The sequence below is a fragment of the Ruegeria lacuscaerulensis genome (genome assembly GCF_013034685.1).
GTDB classification, from domain to species: Bacteria; Pseudomonadota; Alphaproteobacteria; order Rhodobacterales; family Rhodobacteraceae; genus Ruegeria; species Ruegeria lacuscaerulensis_B.
The window spans coordinates 343897-363068 of record NZ_WQGO01000004.1 but is presented as its reverse complement, the minus strand read 5'-3'; the positions used below and the strand labels follow the sequence as shown (position 1 = coordinate 363068).

At 60.0% G+C, this 19172-nt stretch carries 19 protein-coding genes; 16 read left to right on the top strand and 3 right to left on the bottom strand.

From position 1 onward, the window contains the following. Nucleotides 1–117 precede the first annotated feature (117 nt). The 10 genes from GOV80_RS12950 (at nt 118) to smpB (ending at nt 8270) form a co-directional block, all read left to right on the top strand. Nucleotides 118–1485, top strand: coding sequence for an MFS transporter (locus GOV80_RS12950; protein ID WP_170785257.1), 1368 nt, complete (start codon nt 118–120; stop codon nt 1483–1485). Continuing rightward, the gene (gene mepA / locus GOV80_RS12945; RefSeq protein ID WP_170785255.1) at nt 1482–2345 is read left to right on the top strand and encodes a penicillin-insensitive murein endopeptidase; all 864 of its coding nucleotides are present in this window, start codon (nt 1482–1484) and stop codon (nt 2343–2345) included. The genes GOV80_RS12950 and mepA overlap by 4 nt, the downstream gene beginning before the upstream one ends. Next, on the top strand, nt 2318–3202 hold the full coding sequence (locus GOV80_RS12940; RefSeq protein WP_170785253.1) for an esterase-like activity of phytase family protein: 885 nt from the start codon (nt 2318–2320) through the stop codon (nt 3200–3202). The genes mepA and GOV80_RS12940 overlap by 28 nt, the downstream gene beginning before the upstream one ends. Before the next feature lie 91 nt (nt 3203–3293). After that, the gene (locus GOV80_RS12935; RefSeq protein ID WP_170785251.1) at nt 3294–3938 is read left to right on the top strand and encodes a queuosine precursor transporter; all 645 of its coding nucleotides are present in this window, start codon (nt 3294–3296) and stop codon (nt 3936–3938) included. A 263-nt stretch (nt 3939–4201) separates the two neighbouring features. After that, nucleotides 4202–4621, top strand: a complete 420-nt coding sequence (gene arfB, locus GOV80_RS12930; RefSeq protein WP_170772944.1) for an alternative ribosome rescue aminoacyl-tRNA hydrolase ArfB — start codon at nt 4202–4204, stop codon at nt 4619–4621. 55 nt (nt 4622–4676) lie between these two features. Beyond that, entirely contained in the window at nt 4677–5423 is a 747-nt protein-coding gene (locus GOV80_RS12925; protein ID WP_170785249.1) for an SDR family oxidoreductase, read from the top strand. A gap of 81 nt (nt 5424–5504) precedes the next feature. Continuing rightward, the gene (locus GOV80_RS12920) at nt 5505–6524 is read left to right on the top strand and encodes a P1 family peptidase (protein ID WP_170785247.1); all 1020 of its coding nucleotides are present in this window, start codon (nt 5505–5507) and stop codon (nt 6522–6524) included. 113 nt (nt 6525–6637) lie between these two features. Further along, nucleotides 6638–7051 carry a c-type cytochrome gene (locus tag GOV80_RS12915; RefSeq protein WP_170772938.1) on the top strand — a complete coding sequence of 138 codons (414 nt, stop codon included), beginning with the start codon at nt 6638–6640 and terminating at the stop codon, nt 7049–7051. Nucleotides 7052–7203: 152 nt separating this feature from the next. Next, nucleotides 7204–7746, top strand: coding sequence for an isopentenyl-diphosphate Delta-isomerase (gene idi, locus GOV80_RS12910; protein WP_170785245.1), 543 nt, complete (start codon nt 7204–7206; stop codon nt 7744–7746). Nucleotides 7747–7787: 41 nt separating this feature from the next. Beyond that, on the top strand, nt 7788–8270 hold the full coding sequence (gene smpB, locus GOV80_RS12905) for an SsrA-binding protein SmpB (protein WP_170755184.1): 483 nt from the start codon (nt 7788–7790) through the stop codon (nt 8268–8270). A 13-nt stretch (nt 8271–8283) separates the two neighbouring features. Here the strand turns inward: smpB and glpK are convergent, their stop codons facing one another. The 3 genes from glpK to panB all read right to left on the bottom strand — a co-directional run bounded on the left by glpK (nt 8284) and on the right by panB (nt 11511). Further along, nucleotides 8284–9762 (bottom strand): glycerol kinase GlpK, encoded by a 1479-nt coding sequence (gene glpK, locus GOV80_RS12900; protein ID WP_170772936.1) that lies wholly within the window; start codon nt 9760–9762, stop codon nt 8284–8286. 70 nt (nt 9763–9832) lie between these two features. Beyond that, on the bottom strand, nt 9833–10675 hold the full coding sequence (gene panC / locus GOV80_RS12895; RefSeq protein ID WP_170785243.1) for a pantoate--beta-alanine ligase: 843 nt from the start codon (nt 10673–10675) through the stop codon (nt 9833–9835). Beyond that, a complete protein-coding gene (gene panB, locus GOV80_RS12890) occupies nt 10672–11511 on the bottom strand; it encodes a 3-methyl-2-oxobutanoate hydroxymethyltransferase (RefSeq protein WP_170785240.1) in 840 nt (279 codons plus the stop codon). The genes panC and panB overlap by 4 nt, the downstream gene beginning before the upstream one ends. 171 nt (nt 11512–11682) lie before the next feature. Between panB and GOV80_RS12885 the strand changes: the two genes are divergently transcribed. From GOV80_RS12885 to GOV80_RS12860, 6 genes are read left to right on the top strand one after another with little or no spacing between them, the layout of a single operon-like run. Further along, nucleotides 11683–13170 carry an ABC transporter substrate-binding protein gene (locus GOV80_RS12885; RefSeq protein ID WP_170785238.1) on the top strand — a complete coding sequence of 496 codons (1488 nt, stop codon included), beginning with the start codon at nt 11683–11685 and terminating at the stop codon, nt 13168–13170. A gap of 60 nt (nt 13171–13230) precedes the next feature. Next, nucleotides 13231–14292: a ligand-gated ion channel gene (locus GOV80_RS12880; protein ID WP_170785236.1), complete on the top strand. Its 1062-nt coding sequence runs from the start codon at nt 13231–13233 to the stop codon at nt 14290–14292. 40 nt (nt 14293–14332) lie between these two features. Further along, a complete protein-coding gene (locus tag GOV80_RS12875; RefSeq protein ID WP_170785234.1) occupies nt 14333–15280 on the top strand; it encodes an ABC transporter permease in 948 nt (315 codons plus the stop codon). Further along, nucleotides 15277–16092, top strand: coding sequence for an ABC transporter permease (locus tag GOV80_RS12870; RefSeq protein ID WP_170785232.1), 816 nt, complete (start codon nt 15277–15279; stop codon nt 16090–16092). Before GOV80_RS12875 ends, GOV80_RS12870 begins: the two co-directional genes overlap by 4 nt. Next, entirely contained in the window at nt 16089–17687 is a 1599-nt protein-coding gene (locus GOV80_RS12865; RefSeq protein WP_170785230.1) for an ABC transporter ATP-binding protein, read from the top strand. Before GOV80_RS12870 ends, GOV80_RS12865 begins: the two co-directional genes overlap by 4 nt. A 32-nt stretch (nt 17688–17719) precedes the next feature. Next, nucleotides 17720–19171, top strand: a complete 1452-nt coding sequence (locus GOV80_RS12860; protein WP_170785228.1) for an aldehyde dehydrogenase family protein — start codon at nt 17720–17722, stop codon at nt 19169–19171. The last annotated feature ends 1 nt before the right edge of the window (nt 19172 follow it).

The following is a 19172-nucleotide window of genomic DNA, read 5'->3' as shown; positions in this document are numbered from 1 at the left end:
GGTCGATTGCCTGAGACCTAAGCGCCCTTGCGTCAAAGAGCAAGCCCGCGCCCACAGAACGCTTGCGAATTGACCCAAAGCCCCGTCTTATTGAAGCAAGAAAAAACAGGGGCGGTCATGGCAGAGATTTCCAAGCGCAAGCGCATCTGGGGCTGGTGGTTTTTCGATTGGGCGTCGCAACCTTTTCATACATTGCTGGTGACATTTGTCTTTGGCCCCTATTTCGCAGGGATTGCGGCGGGGTATTTCAGCGGCACCGGGCTGGATGCCGAAGCCGCCGCAGCGCGGGCGCAGACGGTTTGGGCAAATTGCCTGACGATCACTGGGCTGATCATCGCGTTTGGTGCGCCGTTGCTGGGAGCGATGGCCGATGTGTCGGGGCGGCGCATCCCTTGGATCTTTGCCTTCTCGGTCATGTATGCCGTGGGGTCCGCCGCGCTGTGGTACACGCTGCCTGATGGGTCAAACATGTGGCTGATGCTGTCGGCCTTTGGTCTAGGCTTTGTGGGCGCTGAATACGCGCTGATCTTTATCAACTCGCAACTACCCGAACTGGGCGATGATAATGAAGTGGGTGAGATTTCAGGCTCGGGCTTTGCCTTTGGCTATTTTGGCGGGTTGATCTCGCTGGCGATCATGCTGACGCTGTTTGTCGAACAACCCAATGGCAAGACGCTGATCGGGATTGCGCCGATCCTTGGGCTGGACGCCGCTGCGCAGGAGGGCACGCGGTTCGTCGGACCCTTTACCGCGATCTGGTTCATCCTGTTCATGGTGCCCTATTTCCTGTGGGTAAAGGACGATCCTGACAGCGGAAAACAGGGCTCGGTCGGGGATGCGCTGAAACTGCTGGGAAAATCTATCTCGGACTTGCGCCACCGTGTCAGTCTGGCGACTTATCTGGGCTCGTCCATGTTCTACCGTGACGCGTTGAACGGGCTTTACAGCTTTGGCGGGGTCTATGCGCGGCTGGTGCTGGAATGGGGCCTTATCAAGATCGGCGTGTTTGGAATTGTGAGCGTTCTGGCCTCGGCCATCTTTGCGTGGATTGGGGGTAAGGCAGACAAGAAATACGGCCCTAAACCAGTGATCTTGGTCGCCATCTGGGTACTGATCTTTGTCTGCGTCACGGTGGTGTCGATGGACCGGACACAGATTTACGGGATCACATTGCCCGAAGGGTCAGGCCTGCCGGACATGGTGTTCTTCGGCTGTGGCGTTCTGATCGGCGGTATGGGGGGTATTCTGCAATCGGCCAGCCGGTCGCTGATGGTGCGTCATACCGATCCTACGGCTCCGGTGGAAAGCTTTGGTCTTTATGGTTTGTCGGGGCGTGCAACCGCCTTTGCCGCGCCGTTGCTGATCGGGATTGCAACAAGTGTGACCGGCAGTGCGCGTCTGGGGGTGTCACCGATCATCGCTTTGTTTATTCTGGGTCTAATCCTTATGCGCTGGGTGAAACCGGAAGGGGATCAGAGCAGATGATTTTACTACGTTTTTTGGCCATTTTGGCCGCAATCACATTGGCAGGCACAGCCACGGCACAACCCTTGGCCAAGCAGCTTTTCGGGGCCCAGAAGGTCGGGTCAGAACAAAAATCGGCTGCTTTCGGCAGTTATTCGCGCGGATGCGCCGCCGGATCGGTGCAGCTGCCTGAAACCGGTCCGACATGGCAGGCCATGCGCCTGTCGCGCAACCGCAATTGGGGGCACCCGCAGGCGATCGACTTCGCGCAGGACCTCAGCCGGTTTGCGGCGAAACAGCCGGGGTGGAATGGTCTCTATATCGGGGATATCAGCCAGCCGAGGGGCGGGCCGATGACCTCGGGGCACCGCTCGCACCAGTTGGGTCTGGATATCGACATCTGGATGCTGCCCGGTGACAATATGCGCCTGTCCCGCAAGGCGCGCGAGAATATCTCGTCCATCTCCCTGCGCCGTGAAAACGGGGCCTTTGTAAACGGCAATTGGACCAAGCAACACCACGCGGTGCTGCGCGAAGCTGCCAAGGACAAGCGCGTCGCTCGGATTTTTGTCTTCCCCGGTGCCAAAGTGCAAATGTGCAAGGATGAGAAAGGCAACCGTTCCTATCTGCGTAAGATCCGGCCTTGGTGGGGGCATCACTATCACTTCCACGTTCGCCTGGCTTGCCCGAGAGGGTCGCGCGGCTGTGTCAATCAGGACCCACCCCCCAAGGGTGACGGCTGCGCACAGGCGCAGGAATGGGTGAACAACATCCTCAACCCGCCGCCACCGGACCCGAATGCGCCTGCGCCGAAGCCCCGGCGAGAATACCGACTTGCCGATCTGCCGCAACAATGCGCCGCCGTTCTGCAATCCAACTGATCGCCGCGTCTCTGGTCGCAGGTGCTGTTTGGGCAGTTGAGGCAAAAACGGCCTCGCACCTGAGCGGCTACACCTGGAAACACCCCGCCGCGTGGTTCGGCGGATTTTCTGCCGTTCATGTCTATGATCAGGGGCAGCGCATAATCGCGCTTAGCGATCGGTCCACGGTCATCGAGGCTCGGATCGAGCGCGACAGGGGCCAGATCACCGGCGTCACCCTGACCGACCACGCGCGGCTTTTGTCCAGCACTGGGCGCGCCATGTCTGGCACAGCGGGCGATTCCGAAGGGATCGCCGTTGCCCCGGATGGCAGCTTTTACGTCTCTTTCGAGGGTATCCACCGTGTCGCGCATTACACAGGATTAAAGGCCAAAGCCCGTGTTCTGCCGCGCCCCAAAGCGTTCGACGCATTGAATGGCAACGGGTCGTTCGAGGCGCTGGCGATGGATTCCAGCGGTCGTCTCTATACCTTGCCGGAAAAGAACCGCACCGCGCAGGGTGATATTCCCGTCTACCGTTGGGATGGTCAGGGTTGGGCGACCCCCTTTGTCTTGCCGCAACGCGGTAAGTTTTTGCCTGTTGCGGCGGATGTCGGCCCTGACGGGCGGTTTTACCTGTTAGAGCGCGCAGTCGGGTGGACCGGCTTCCGCTCGCGTTTGCGACGCTGGCAGTTGGGCGACGGGGAGGTGACCGGCGAAGAAACCCTGTTTGAAACGGGCACCGGCACGCATGACAACCTCGAGGGGTTGTCCATCTGGCGCGATGACCAAGACCGTTTGCGCGCCACCATGATCTCGGATGACAACTTTCTGGCGCTGCAACGTACCGAGCTGGTCGAGTATCTTCTGCCCGATTGACTCAGAACACCCAAGGGTCTAAACGCACAGCTTGCCTTGGGACGGTCCCTTGGCCAAGTCGCCGCTACCTTGACAAAACGGGCATCAAAATATGCAACGCAGCTTTATTCCCGGCATTTTTGCCATGGCCGCCATTGTCGTGGCCTCGAACTTTCTGGTCCAGTTCCTGATCTTTGACGGGCTGTTGACCTGGGGTGCTTTTACCTATCCGCTGGCCTTCCTGGTCACGGACATCATGAACCGCGTCTATGGCGTGGGCCCGGCCCGCAAGGTCGTGTTCGCCGGGTTTGTCACCGGCATCATCTGCTCGCTGATCGGCAGCCAGATCATGTTGCAAGGTGACGGGTTCACCTATGCCGCTGTCCCGCTGCGCATCGCCGTAGCCTCGGGCACCGCTTTCCTGATCGCGCAGCTGACCGACGTCACCGTGTTCAATTCGCTGCGCGGCGGACGCTGGTGGCGCGCACCGCTGGTCTCGACACTGGTTGGGTCTGCGCTGGACACTGCGATCTTCTTTACGCTGGCCTTCTCGGCCTCGGTCACATTCTTCGGTGCCAATGCGGACGCCGCGATCAACTGGGCGTGGGAGCCCGTGCCCTTCATGCTGACCGGCCCGATGGCGCCCTTGTGGGTGACGCTGGCCTTTGCGGATTGGCTGGTGAAATTGTCGCTGGCCCTGATCGCCCTGATCCCGTTCAAAGTGATCGTTGGCCGATTGACTGCACAGCCCGCGTAAAAAAGTGCTTTGAGAATAGCGCATCTTGTGTCACCATCCTTATCAACCGCAACAGATAGAAAAGGAGGTGATCCAGTGTCGAGAAAGAGATTGGAGAGAGGTGTCGGAACAACCGGGGGGAAAGCCTGCTAGGGCAGCCCTTGGCGGGGTAATCACCCCGGCTGGTCGATTGATCTAACCGACCCAACCTCCTGTACTTTCGAAGGGCCGTCCCACCGGGGCGGCCCTTTTTGTTTCCGCCCGCGCCCGCTAAGGTCCGCCTCATGTTGCGCATCACCGACGATATCATCCTGCAAGACTGGGAAATGACCGAAACCTTTGTTCGGTCCTCCGGCCCTGGTGGGCAGAATGTGAACAAGGTTTCAACCGCAGTCGAGTTGCGGTTCGAGGCTGCGCGCTCACCATCCCTGCCCGATCCGGTCAAGGCGCGGCTGAAACGGTTGGCCGGACGGCGCTGGACCAAAGACGGCGCGATCATCATCCAGTGCGAGGAAACGCGCTCACAAGCCCGGAACCGAGAATTGGCCCGCGCCCGCCTGGCCGAGTTGATTTCCCGCGCGCTGGTCAAACCCAAACGGCGCATCGCCACCAAACCCACCTATGGTTCGGTTAAACGGCGGCTGGCAGCGAAAAAGGCGCGCTCTGACGTCAAGGCACTGCGCGGACGGGTTAACGAAGATTGAACTGGCAGTTTCCCCGCGCCTTGCTAGTCTGACCACCAAACGGGAGGGCAAGGCTATGAGGCTTAAGAGTAAAACGGCAATCGTAACCGGCGGTGCATCCGGTTTCGGTGCAGGCATCGCGCAGACATTCATAGCCGAAGGTGCCCGCGTGATGGTTGCAGATATCAACGGCGACGCGGCACAAGACATGGCCACGTCCCTTGGCGACCAAGCCACCGCGCAACAGGTGGATGTAGCTGATCGAGCTTCGGTTCAGGCCATGGCCGACGCCGCAGCCGCAACCTTCGGAACCCTCGATATTTTGGTCAACAATGCGGGCGTTACCCACCTGCCAACTCCGCTAGAGGACGTGACCGAGCATGATTTCGACCGCGTCTTCAACGTGAACATGAAATCTGTCTACCTGACCGCTCGCGCCTTTGTCCCGGCGATGAAGGCACGCGGCGCAGGCGCGATCCTGAACGTGGCTTCCACGGCGGGCCTGTCGCCGCGCCCGAACCTGAATTGGTACAACGCGTCCAAGGGCTGGATGATCACGGCCACCAAAACCATGGCTGTGGAACTGGCCCCGTCCGGCGTGCGCGTCAACGCCATCTGCCCGGTGGCCGGTGAAACCCCGCTGCTGAAATCCTTCATGGGCGAAGACACCCCGGAAATCCGCGCCAAATTCCTCTCAACCATCCCGCTCGGCCGTTTCTCAACCCCGCAGGATATGGCAAACGCCGCCCTATTCCTGTGCTCGGACGAGGCCAGCATGATCACTGGCACAGCTTTGGAGGTCGATGGTGGCCGCTGTATCTGATCCGCCCTTCATCTGGCCAAAAATATCCCCGCCGGAGGCAGCGCGCCCGCGCGCTTTCCGCCCCAAACGGACCAGTCAGTCGTGACACCCGGACCCAAAAACCTGATCACCGATATCCCCGGCCTTCTGGTCGGCAACGCGCAGGACGCAGCGCTGAAATCCGGCACCACGGTCCTGACCTCCGCCAACCCGTTCATCGCATCGGTCCATGTGATGGGCGGCGCTCCGGGCACGCGTGAGACTGACCTTCTCGCCCCGGACAAATCCGTGGACCGAGTCGACGCCATCGTGTTGTCCGGGGGATCGGCCTTCGGGTTAGATGCCTGCTCCGGCGTCTCGGATGCCATGCGCGCGCAGGGTCGGGGCTTCGCCGTCGGCGCGGCTGTGGTCCCCATCGTTCCGGGCGCCATCCTGTTTGACTTGCTGAACGGCGGTGAAAAGGCATGGGTTGAAAACCCGTATCGCAGCTTGGGTCATCAAGCGTATCTCTCGGCCTCAGATCAATTTGAACTCGGCAGCATTGGGGCCGGCACCGGCGCATTGGCAGCGATGCAAAAGGGCGGGCTGGGCTCGGCTTCTGCCGTTCTGCCCAATGGCATCACGGTCGGCGCTTTGGCGGCGGCGAACCCACTGGGCAGTGTCACCACGCCGGGTGATCGCCATTTCTGGGCCGCGCCGTTCGAAATGGATAGTGAATTCGGAGGACTGGGACCCGACCCGAATTCGGGTCTGGGGCAACCAGGCCCCAGCCGCAAGGCGCAGGCCATGCACCCGGCGGCGCCGGACAAAGCAAATACCACCATCGCGATTGTCGCCACCGACGCCAAACTGTCCAAGTCGCAATGTCATCGAATGGCGGTTGCCGCCCATGATGGTATTGCCCGCGCCATCGTTCCCGCCCATACGCCGGGCGACGGGGACCTGGTCTTTGCAGTCAGCACGGGGACCCGCCCGCTTGGGGGTGACCCGATGCAGATAGGAGCGCTGGGACACGCAGCGGCCGTCTGTCTGGCCCGCGCCATAGGTCGCGCCATCTTTGAGGCGACGCCACAGACAGGGGATCTGTTACCCTGTTGGTCACAGATACATGACTTAAGTTAAGGACGACCAAAGTCGGGCTGTGACACAGTGCCATCGCGCGGCAATCTGCGCGTTGACTCTCATCTGCACTGACGATCCATTCAGTGCAGCCAATTCGTATCGGAGCAAAAGCTATGAATCGTATCCTCGCCACCGCAGTTGCCGGTCTTCTGGCCCTTCCTGCCTATGCAGAAGGTGACGCCGAAGCGGGCAAGAAAGCGTTCAACAAATGCAAGTCCTGCCACCAGATCGCCGATGCCTCCGGTGAAGCCATCGTCAAAGGCGGCAAGACTGGTCCGAACCTCTACGCCATCGCAGGCCGTACCGCTGGTACCGTTGATGGATTCAAATATGGTGACAGCCTTGTCGCTGCAGGTGAAAATGGCCTGGTCTGGGATGAAACGACTTTCGTTGGATATGTTCAGGACCCCAAAGCCTTCCTGAAAACCTATCTGGATGACACAGCGGCCAAGTCGAAAATGACCTTCCGGCTGAAATCCGGCGGTGAAGACGTCTATGCCTATATCGTCAGCGTTTCGGGCGAATAATATCTGACACCGATCTCCTGAGATTCATCGAAAGGCCGCAGTCCCCCTGCGGCCTTTCGTGCGATTGATATGAGTGCTCAACATCGCCACCTTGGACATACGCAGCCGAACGAGCCCGACCTGTCCGTCGGGCAGGCAGCAGGAGTTGAAAGATGGGAATCATGATCCCGGCCTGGGTCGATGGCGAGTTGACCCCCGTGGACAAGCTTGAAGCGCATGAAAAGGGTTTGCGGCACAAGGCGGTGTCGGTCTTTGTCGTGCGCGGCACCGAGATTTTGCTGCAACGCCGGGCGATGGGCAAATACCATACGCCGGGCCTGTGGGCGAATACCTGCTGCACCCATCCCGACTGGGGTGAGACGCCCTCGGAATGCGCAGTGCGCCGCCTGCGCGAAGAGTTGGGGATTACCGGACTTTATCCCGAATACCGTCACCGGCTGGAATACCACGCCGATGTGGGCAATTCGATGATCGAGCATGAGGTGGTGGACGTGTTCCTCGCTCATGTGCGTGGGCCATTGCAGATCGAACCGAACCCCGACGAGGTGATGGATATCCGCTGGATCGACTATCACGACCTTCTGGCCGAGGTGCAGCGCCACCCCGAGCGTTTCACGCCCTGGCTCAAGATTTATCTGCACAACCACGCCGACACGATTTTCGGCCCCGACCTGATCATCTCGGCCAAGACCTGAGGGCTTGCAAGGCCGCGCCAAGCCGCCTAAATCAACGCGTCATGGCCAAGCAGAAGCAGAAGACCGACCCGAACTACAAAGTCATCGCCGAAAACCGGCGGGCCCGCTTCGATTACGCGATCGAAGAGGATATTGAGTGCGGCATCATGCTGGAAGGCTCCGAGGTCAAATCCTTACGCGCGGGTGGCTCGAACATTGCCGAAAGCTATGCCTCGGTCGATGACGGAGAGCTGTGGCTGATCAATAGCTATATCGCGCCTTACGAGCAGGCGAAGGTCTTCAAGCATGAAGAACGCCGCCGCCGCAAGTTGTTGGTATCGCGCAAGGAATTGTCGAGTCTGTGGAATGCGACCCAGCGCAAGGGTATGACGCTGGTGCCGCTGGTTTTGTATTTCAATCACAAGGGCCGGGCCAAGCTGAAAATTGGAATCGCCAAGGGTAAGAAACTGCACGATAAGCGTGAGACGCAGGCCAAACGCGACTGGTCACGCCAGAAGCAGCGGTTGATGAAGGATCATAGCTGATCCTTCACCGGGTTCAGAACGCCATCGCGGCCGACACAGCCCGTTTCCAACGGTCATAGGCGGCATCACGATCTTCCTGCGACATTTCAGGTTTAAACCGGCGATCCAGCGCCCAGGTCTCCGAGAATCCTTGCTGATCGGGATAGACCCCCGCGCGCATTCCGGCCAGCCACGCCGCACCCAGAGCAGTTGTTTCCTGCATCACCGGACGGTCAACTTCGGCCCCCAGATAGTCCGACAAACCCTGCATCGCCCAATCCGAGGCGCTGGCGCCACCGTCGACGCGCAGCGTCACATCGGTATCCGCGCCCCAGTCGCCTTGCATGGCGTGCCACAGATCGCGGGTCTGGTAGGCGATGCTTTCCAAGGTGGCTTTGGCGAACTCGGCCCGACCTGAGTTGCGGGTCAGACCGAACACTGCGCCCCGGCAATCGGGTTTCCAGTAAGGCGCGCCCAGCCCGGTAAAAGCGGGCACCAGCACGACATGCTGATTAGGGTCTGCTTGTTGCGCCAATTCTCCGCTTTCGGGGGCCGTTTCGATGATCTGCAACGCATCACGCAGCCACTGCACCGCAGCCCCGGCCACAAAGATCGAGCCCTCCAACGCATAGGTCCGTTTGCCGTCCAGCTGGTAGGCGATGGTAGTCAGCAGACGGTTCTTCGATTCGACCGGCTTGTCGCCCGTGTTCAGCAGCGCGAAACAGCCCGTGCCATAGGTGGATTTCATCATCCCCGGCTGAAAACACGCCTGCCCAATGGTGGCGGCCTGTTGGTCGCCGGCGACGCCCAAAATGGGGATATTTCCCCCAAACAGGGTCGTTTCTCCGAAGTCCGAGGCACAATCATGGACCTGCGGCAGCATATTCATCGGCACGTCCAGTAGATCACAGATCTCCGTGCTCCATTCGCCTTTGTGGATGTCGAACAACAGGGTGCGGGCGGCGTTTGTGGCGTCGGTGGCGTGGCTGCGGCCTTCGGTTAGACGCCAGATCAGGAAGCTGTCGATGGTGCCGAACAGCAGCTCTCCGGGTTCGGCCTTTTCGCGCGCGCCGGGGACGGTATCCAGCAGCCATTTCACCTTGGTGCCCGAGAAATATGGGTCCAGCAGCAAGCCGGTCTGGGCCGTCACATCATCCTCGCAACCGGCTTGTTTGTAGCGGGCGCAAATCTCGGCGGTGCGGCGGTCCTGCCAGACGATGGCGTTGTGGATCGGTTTCCCGGTGGCGCGATCCCAGACCACGGTGGTTTCACGCTGGTTGGTGATGCCGATACCGGCGATTTGGTCGGGGGTGACGCCATTGGTTTCCATCACCTCGCGGCAGACCCGCAAAACGCTGTCCCAGATTTCCTCGGGGTCGTGTTCGACCCAGCCTTCCTGCGGGAAATGCTGGGTGAATTCGTGCTGTGCGGTGCCAGCGCGCTGCATTTCAGCGTCAAACAGAATGGCCCGCGATGATGTGGTGCCCTGATCAATGGCGAGAATATAGGTCATGCCCTGCGCCCCCCTCCGGTATTGGTTTTGCAGGACTTTAGCGCAAACAGCGTGGCTGGGGCCAGAGCGATCAGACCGGAATATTGTCGATCAGTCGCACGCCGTCCGCCCAAGCGGCCACAAACAGCCGGGCGGGGCGGTCGGCATGGGTCAGCGGATCCAGCGTCTCGGCGCAGCGCAGTTGGATATATTCGACTTGCGTAAAGCCCGCTGCCAGCAGATCGGTCTGTGCCCGCGCGGCCAAGGCGTCGAATGCCGCGCCATCTTTCAGCGAGGTGGCCAGTTCGATCATGATCCGGTGCTTGTGGGCAGCAACCTCCAACCCCTCTGGCGACAGACGCAGGTTGCGCGAGGACATCGCCAGCCCTGAGGGTTCGCGCACCGTGGGACAGCCAACAACCTCAATCGGGATATCCAGATCGCGGGCCATACGGCGCACGACCATCAGTTGTTGATAGTCTTTTTCCCCGAAATAGGCTCTGTCTGCCTGCGTCTGCAGGAACAGCTTCGCGACGACAGTGGCGACGCCATCGAAATGACCGGGGCGGAATTCACCCTCCATCACATTGGTCAGGCCGGTGACGGAAACGGTGGAGGCAAAGCCCTGCGGATAGATCTCATCAGGATCGGGCACATATATCGCATCCACGTCAAATGGGCCCAGTTTCTGCGCGTCCTCATGTTCCGTGCGCGGATAATTGGCCAAGTCTTCGGGGTTGTTGAACTGCTTGGGGTTCACAAAGATCGTGACGATCACGCGGTCGGCCCCGGCCTTGGCGGCCTCAACCAGTGACAGGTGCCCCTGATGCAGCGCGCCCATGGTGGGGACCACGCCGATGACTTCACCCTTGCGGTGCCATTCGGTTGTCAGCGCGCGCAGATCTGCAAGGCGGCGCAAGATGGGGGCTGTCATGTCTTTGGTCCTTTGGACGGGGCCTGATCGGCAAAGACATGTTCGTCCGCCGGAAAGCTGCGGGCGCGCACTTCGGCGGCGTATTCGGCGATGGCGGCTTCGGCCAGCGGGCCAAGTTCGGCATAGCGTTTGACGAATTTCGGTTTGAAGGCGGTGAAAAAGCCCACCATGTCGTCGACCACAAGAATTTGCCCGTCACAGCCCGCAGATGCACCGATGCCAATGGTGGGGATCGCAACCTCTGCTGTGATGCGATCGGCCAGGCCTTGCGGAACCTTCTCTAACACGACCGAAAACGCGCCTGCGCCTGCGACGGCGTGGGCGTCGGCCAGAACCGCCTCGGCCTGATCATCGCGGCCCTGTACCTTGTAGCCACCCAGCGTGTTGATCGATTGTGGGGTCAGGCCGATATGGGCCATCACCGGAATGCCGCGTTGGACCAGAAATCGGATGGTCTCGGCCATCTCAACCCCGCCCTCCAGCTTGACGGCACCGGCGCCGGTTTCAGCCATCAGATGCGCAGCGTTGCGAAAGGCGTCGGCAGGGGAGTGTTCATAGCTGCCAAAGGGCATGTCGATGACCATCATCGCATTGCTCAGCCCGCGGGCGACGGCCTGCCCGTGCATCACCATCATCTCCATCGTCACGCCCAGCGTCGATTCCAGCCCGTGCAGCACCATGCCGACGCTGTCGCCAACCAGTACGAAATCGCAATGGGCATCCATCAACCGCGCCATCGGCGTGGTATACGCGGTCAAGCTGACGATGGGCTCGCCGCCTTTGAGGTCGCGGATATCCTGGGCGTTTGGGGCTTTTTTGCGGGCGGTGGCACTCATGATCGTTGCTCCGGGGTTCATGTTGCAGCGCGGCATAACAGATCGACATGGGCCATAGAAACCCCGGTTGCGCGAACATTTCCTTGATTGACCTTGGGTTTATGGGGACATTGGTCTCAGAACGACCCTCGGAAACGAAGGGTCACACATTTTCAGTGGGGAGTGATTTACATGACAAAGCAGACGTTTCGGTCCTTTGCGTCGGTGTTGGCCGTGGGAGCCAGCCTCTTCGCCGGGCAGGCTTGGGCCAAATCCGATATTACCATTGCGATGCAGTTGGAGCCTCCGCATCTGGACCCGACAAGCGCCGCCGCGCAGGCCATCGATTCGGTCGTTTATACTAATATCTTCGAAGGGTTGACCCGTTTTATGGGCGATGGCTCGGTCGTGCCGGGGCTGGCGGAAAGCTGGGAGATTTCGGATGACGGCACCGTCTATACTTTCAAGCTGCATGATGGGGTGACCTTCCATGACGGCTCGACCATGGATGCCGAGGACGTCAAGTTCAGCCTTGACCGCGCCCGCGCCGAAGACAGCGCCAACGCGCAAAAAGCCCTGTTTGCCGGGATCGACAGTGTCGAGGTGGTGGACCCGCTGACTGTCAAGGTCACGTTGTCTGCACCGAACGGGAACTTCCTGTTCAACATGGCGTGGGGCGATGCGGTGATTGTCGCGCCTGAAAGCATCGAGAACATCAAGACCAACCCGGTTGGTACCGGGGCCTATACCTTTGGCGACTGGGTGCAGGGCGACAGCATCACGCTGAACCGCAACCCGAACTATTGGGGCGATCAACCCGCGTTGGAGACCGCTACGTTCAAGTTTATCTCGGATCCGACCGCTGCATTTGCTGCGATGATGGCCGATGATGTGGATGTGTTCGACAATTTCCCGGCCCCCGAAAACCTGCCTCAGTTCGAGGCGGATTCGCGGTTTCAGGTGCTGGTCGGCTCGACCGAGGGCGAAACGATCCTGTCCACGAACAACAAAAAGCCACCCTTTGACGATATCCGCGTGCGGCAGGCTTTGGCCCATGCGATCGATCGGCAGGCGATTATTGACGGAGCGATGTTCGGCTATGGCACCCCCATCGGCACTCATTTCGCACCGCACAATCCGGCCTATGTCGATCTGACCGGCAATTCGGCCTATGACCCCAAAAAAGCCGCGCAGCTTCTGGCTGATGCAGGCTATGCTGACGGGTTCGAAACCACGTTGCACCTGCCGCCCCCCTCTTACGCCCGTCGCGGCGGTGAGATCATCGCGGCGCAACTGGCCGAGGTCGGGATCAAGGCCGAGATCATCAATGTTGAATGGGCGCAATGGTTGGAATCGGTGTTCAAGGGCAAGGATTTTGGCCTGACTATCGTCAGCCATACCGAGCCGATGGATATCGGCATCTATGCGCGGCCCGACTATTACTTCCAGTATGACAGCAGCGACTTTCAGGCTCTGATGGAACTGTTGAACGAAACAACCGACCCGGATCAGCGCAAGAAATTGCTGGGCGATGCGCAACGCCTGATCGCCACCGATTTTGTCAACGGCTATCTGTTCCAGCTGGCCAAGCTGGGTGTTGCCAAAGCAGGTGTGCAGGGCCTGTGGGAGAACGCGCCCACGGCTGCCATCGATCTGACGCAGATCAGTTGGTCTGAATGACCGGAACTGGGGCCGTGTTGCGCGGCCCCAAGTTTTGCCAGGGTCAGGGTGAGCAGTATCATGACGTCTTTCCATGTTCTTTTGCTATGCGTGTGTACGCTCTGCGGGCTGGCCTCGATGGCGGGTGCGCAAAATGCGCTGAGCACCCGGTTGGACGCACTGGCCGGCACCCCCGAAAATCCGTTGAATGTGGGCGTTGGGATCAGGATCAACCAGATTACAAGCGTCGATCAAAAGGCGGAAAACTATGGGGCGGTGGCGGTTTTGCGGTTCGAATGGACGGACCCTCTGCTGGCGTTTGACTCAGAGAAGACGGGGCGAGACATTCGGGTCTTCAACCCGTCTGACCTGGCGGACCACGCGGCCGAGATTGGCGCCGTCATGCCCGCTTTCGTGATCCACAATCAGCAATCCAACAAATGGATACACGAGGCCGCCGCCTCGCTGCGCAGCGACGGGCGGGTGGTTTATGTCGAGAAATCTTCGCTGACCTTGCAGGCCCCTCATTTCGATTTCCGCAAGTATCCGTTCGACACGCAGGATTTCTATTTCGAGGTCGTTTCAGTCTTTCCCTCGGATTACGTGACGTATTACCCGCTGGAAGACTACTCGGGTCTGGGCGATCTGCTGGGCGAGGAAGAATGGGTTCTGGGCAATGCGCGAATGGTGAAAACCCAGGTTCAGGGTCTGTCGGGGCAAGATAGCGATCAGTTGGCGCTGGCCTTTCAGGGCAGCAGGCATCAGACTTACTACATGATCAGGGTGTTCATGCCCATGCTGGTACTCGTTGCTGTTGGCTGGGCGCTGTTCTTTCTGGACGAATACCGCAAACGGATCGAGATTGCGGGGGGCAACCTGCTGGTCTTCGTTGCTTTCAACTGGGCGATTTCTGCTGATCTGCCCAAGCTGGGCTATCTGACCTTTCTGGATTTCGTTCTGCAATGGATGTTCTTGATGACCGGGGCGCTGATCGTGTTCAACGTCGCCTTGCGCAGACTCAAGGTCGCCGGGCGCGAAGACACGGCGCGCAAGCTGGACAATTACGCGGTTAAGTGGATCTATCCTCTGGGCTATGCCGCGATCGTCGGCTACGCGGTTTCTGCTTATTTGCTGATACCTTAGACGCTGGACCAACGGCACCTGTGACCCTAACGTGCGATCTATGCTGCGCTACGCTTTCAAACGCCTGATATCGCTGATGATCAGCCTGGCTGTTGCTTCGGTCGTGATCTTCGCAGTGATCGAGGTTGCACCGGGCGATCCGGCATCCTTCATGCTGGGCGTAAACGCGCAAGAGGACACGCTAGCTGCGCTACGGGCTGAGTTGGGCTTGGATGGCTCAAAGCTTGAGCGCTACTTCAACTGGGTCAGCGGAATGCTGGTGGGTGATTTCGGCACCTCCTATACCTATCGCACGCCAGTTTCGCAGATGATCCAGGATCGGCTTTGGGTGTCTTTGCCGCTGGCGCTCTATGCATTGACCTTGTCGACACTGATTGCCTTCCCAGCCGGGATTTACGCTGCTGCGCGTCGGGGCAAGCCCGGCGATCTGACCGTGATGGGTGCGACGCAGCTGGGCATTGCGGTGCCCAATTTCTGGTTTGCCATGATGCTGGTGCTGATCTTTGCCATAAACCTGCGCTGGTTCAACGCCGGAGGGTTCGCAGGTTGGGATCAGGGGTTTTGGACCGGGTTGCATTCGTTGACGCTGCCCGCCGTCGCGCTGGCCTTGCCGCAAGCAGCGATTCTGGCGCGGGTCATGCGGTCATCTCTGTTGGATATTCTGGGCGAGGATTTCATGCGCACTGCCCGCGCCAAGGGTCTGTCGCGCCGTCAGGCCCTGTGGCGGCACGGCGTCCGCAACGCGCTGATCCCGGTGCTGACCATCATTGGGCTGCAGTTTTCATTCCTCTTGGCTGGGTCGATCATCATCGAACAGGTCTTTTACCTGCCCGGCCTTGGGCGTTTGGTGTTTCAGGCGATCTCGGCCCGTGATCTGATTGTGGTGGAATCGGTCGTCATGTTGCTGGTCTTTGCCGTCATCACCGTGAATTTCCTGGTCGATCTGGCTTATGCTGCCGTCGATCCCCGCCTCAGGAGCCGGACATGAGCCGCAACCTGATCCTTGGCGCCTTGCTGTCCTCGCTGGTTCTGCTGGCGGCGCTGGTGTCCTTTGTCTGGACACCTTACGACCACGCCGCGTTGGATATTCCCGGCAAGCTAAAGACGCCAAGCGCACAGAGCTGGTTTGGCACGGATCATTTCGGGCGCGACATGTTCTCGATGATTATGGTGGGCGCGCGCACGTCGATTGCGGTCGCCCTAGTTGCCGTGGGGATCGGTATGGCGCTGGGCGTGCCGCTTGGCCTGACAGCGGCGGCGCGCAAAGGATCTTGGCTGGATGAGGTGATCATGCGCGGCAATGATCTGGTCTTTGCCTTCCCATCGCTGGTCATTGCGATCCTGATCACAGCCGTATTCGGCGCAGGGGCGATCAACGCGATTATCGCCATCGGTATCTTTAACATCCCCGTCTTCGCCCGTATCACCCGCGGCGCGGCGCTGTCCCTGTGGGAGCGTGAGTTCATCCTCGCCGCCCGTGTCTCGGGCAAGGGTGCTGCGCGCATATCGGCGGAACATATCCTGCCCAATGTCGCCAATCTGCTGATCGTACAGGGCACCATCCAGTTCTCGCTGGGGATACTAGCCGAAGCCGGGCTGTCTTACGTCGGACTTGGTGCGCAACCGCCCACACCTAGCTGGGGCCGCATGCTGGCCGATGCGCAGACAATGGTCAGTTTTGCCCCGCATTTGGCTCTGATTCCAGGGCTGGCGATCATTGTCACGGTGCTGGGTCTGAACCTGCTGGGCGACGGGCTGCGCGATTGGCTGGACCCTCGGATCAGGGTGGCGCGCGCATGAGTTTGCTTGAGGTCGAAAACCTGTCGCTGTCCATCCACGGGGCGCCGATCCTGAAGAAGATTAACCTGTCCATTGATCCCGGCCAGATCGTCGCCGTGACAGGTGAAAGCGGCTCGGGCAAGTCGATGACCGCTTTGGCCGTGATGCAACTGTTGCCCAACGGGGCGCAGACGCAGGGCGAGATCCGGCTGGAAGGGCGCGACCTGCTGACAACTCCCGAAGCCGAGATGTGTGCCCTGCGCGGGGCCGCAATCGGGATGGTGTTTCAAGAACCGATGACAGCCCTGAACCCGGTGAAGTCCATCGGCGATCAGGTTATGGAAACAATCCTGATCCATAAGGCCATGCCTGCCACGCAGGCTCTGGACCACGCGAAGGAAGTATTGCGCCGCGTGGGCCTTCCCCCGGAGCGCTTTCCCCTGTCTCGCTATCCGCATGAGCTGTCAGGCGGGCAACGCCAACGCGTTGTCATTGCCATGGCTATTGCCTTGCGGCCCAATCTGCTGATCGCGGATGAGCCGACAACGGCGCTGGACGTGACCACGCAGGCACAAATCCTCGATCTGCTGAAAGGGTTGGTTCGCGAATATGGCATGGGTCTGCTGATGATCACCCATGATTTGGCCGTGGTCGCTGACATGGCAGACCAGATCGTCGTGATGCGGCACGGCGAGGTCGTGGAAGCGGGCCCCACCGACGATCTGCTGCACAACATGCAGCACCCTTACACCCGTATGCTGTTTGAGGCCTCGGATCATCAGGTGGCCTTGCCCGACACAGCGGGTGATCGCCCGTTGTTAGAGGTCACTCAGGTCGTCCGCGACTATCGTTTGCCGCGCAAGGGTCTGTTCGACACGCCGGGCCACCACCGCGCGGTGGATCAGGTCAGCTTTACGCTCAATCGAGGTGAACGGCTGGGTTTGGTAGGTGAGTCTGGATGTGGAAAATCGACCCTAACGCGGGCTATTCTGGGCTTGGAAGAGGTACAAGCGGGGGAAATCCGTCTGGATGGTGCACTCGTTCTCACGGGCCATAAACCAAACCCTGCGGTGCGCCGTAAAATGCAGGTGGTGTTTCAGGACCCCTATGGCAGCTTCAACCCCCGCCACAAAGTCGCGCGTTTGATCACCGAACCGTTTCATTTGCTGGACACGCCGCCCACAGGGACCGAGCGGCAGGACCGGATCGCAGAAATGCTGACCGCCGTGGGCCTCAGCCCCGATGATGCGGGGAAATACATCCACGAATTTTCGGGCGGGCAGCGTCAGCGTATCGCCATTGCCCGTGCCTTGATCATCCGCCCCGAATTGATCCTGTTTGATGAAGCGGTCTCGGCCCTTGATGTTTCAGTTCGTGCGCAAATCCTGGATCTGCTGGCCGAGCTGTGCGCGACCTATAACCTGACCTATCTGTTCATCAGCCATGACCTGAGCGTGGTGCGCACGATCACTGATCGGGTGATGGTCATGCAGGCGGGCAAGATCGTGGAACAAGGCGAGACCGAGCAGGTCTTTGCCAATCCGCAGCACGCCTATACCCGTACCCTGATCGACGCCGCGCCGGTACTGCCTGATATCGGGGCGCTTGCTGGCTGAAATGTATGATTAGAGCCTGAATGGAGAGAAACATGCCCAATCCTCTTTGGTTCAACCCCGCACTTTGTTTGATTGGTGGAGAGTGGATCGCGCCCTCTGCTGGCGTCGACCTGCCTTTGATCAACCCCTCTGACGGTTCGGAAATCTGTCGCATCGCGCGGGGGGATACGTCCGATATCGACGCGGCGGTCGCGGCTGCGCAGGCAGCACTAGATGAGGATTGGGGCCGTAAAACCGCAATGGAACGCGGGCGGATCCTGACACGATTGGGTCAGTTGGTACTTGAACGCGTGGACGATCTGGCTGCGTTGGAGGCGATGGATGTGGGCAAACCGCTGACTCAGGCGCGCGCGGATGCGGTGGCCTTGGCGCGGTATTGCGAATTCTACGGCGGCGCGGCGGATAAGGTTATGGGCGAGACGATTCCCTATCTGGACGGCTACACCGTTTATACCCTGCGCGAACCCCATGGGGTGACGGGCCATATCGTGCCGTGGAATTACCCGATGCAGATCATCGGGCGTTCGGTCGGGGCGGCACTGGCGATGGGCAATGCCTGCGTGCTGAAACCGGCGGAAGAGGCCTGCCTGACCGCGCTGGCCTTTGCGCATCTGGCCCAACAAGCGGGTTTGCCCGCTGGTGCGCTAAACGTGGTGCCGGGTTTAGGGGCCGAGGCCGGAGCAGCACTGTCGGCCCATCCCGGCGTCCACCACATCTCGTTCACCGGGTCGGTCGCGACAGGGGCCTTGGTGCAGCAGGCGGCGGGGCGCAATGTTGTACCAGTAACGTTGGAATTGGGCGGAAAATCCCCGCAACTGGTGTTTGATGATGCCGATCTGGACGCGGCCCTTCCGTTTCTGGTGAATGCGGGTATTCAGAACGCGGGGCAGACCTGTTCGGCCTCGTCCCGCATTCTGGTGCAGCGTGGGGTTTATAGCCAAGTCAAGGCGCGCATGGTTGCGGCCTATGCTGATCTGACCGTTGGACCTGCGGTGCAGGATTTGCGGGTGGGGCCTTTAATCTCGGCTCGGCAACAACAGATTGTCGAAGGATTTCTGGCCAAGGGCAAAGATTTGACCATCGTGGCGCAGGGACAAATCGTTGAGGATGCTCCGGCTCAAGGTGCTTATGTGCGGCCAACCCTGTTCGCCGATGTGCCGCCTGATCATACGTTGGCGCAGGATGAGATTTTCGGCCCAGTGCAGGTGTTGATCCCGTTCGACACCGAGGACGAAGCCGCAGAGATCGCCAACAGTACCGACTATGGGCTTGTCGCCAGCATCTGGACCCGCGACGGTGCGCGGCAGATGAGGTTGGCGAAACGGCTGCAGGCGGGGCAGGTTTTCGTCAATAATTACGGGGCCGGCGGCGGGGTCGAACTGCCATTTGGCGGCGTCGGTAAATCTGGCCATGGCCGCGAAAAGGGTTTCGAGGCGCTCTATGGCTTCTTACAGCTTAAAACCGTGGCGAACTACCATGGTTAGG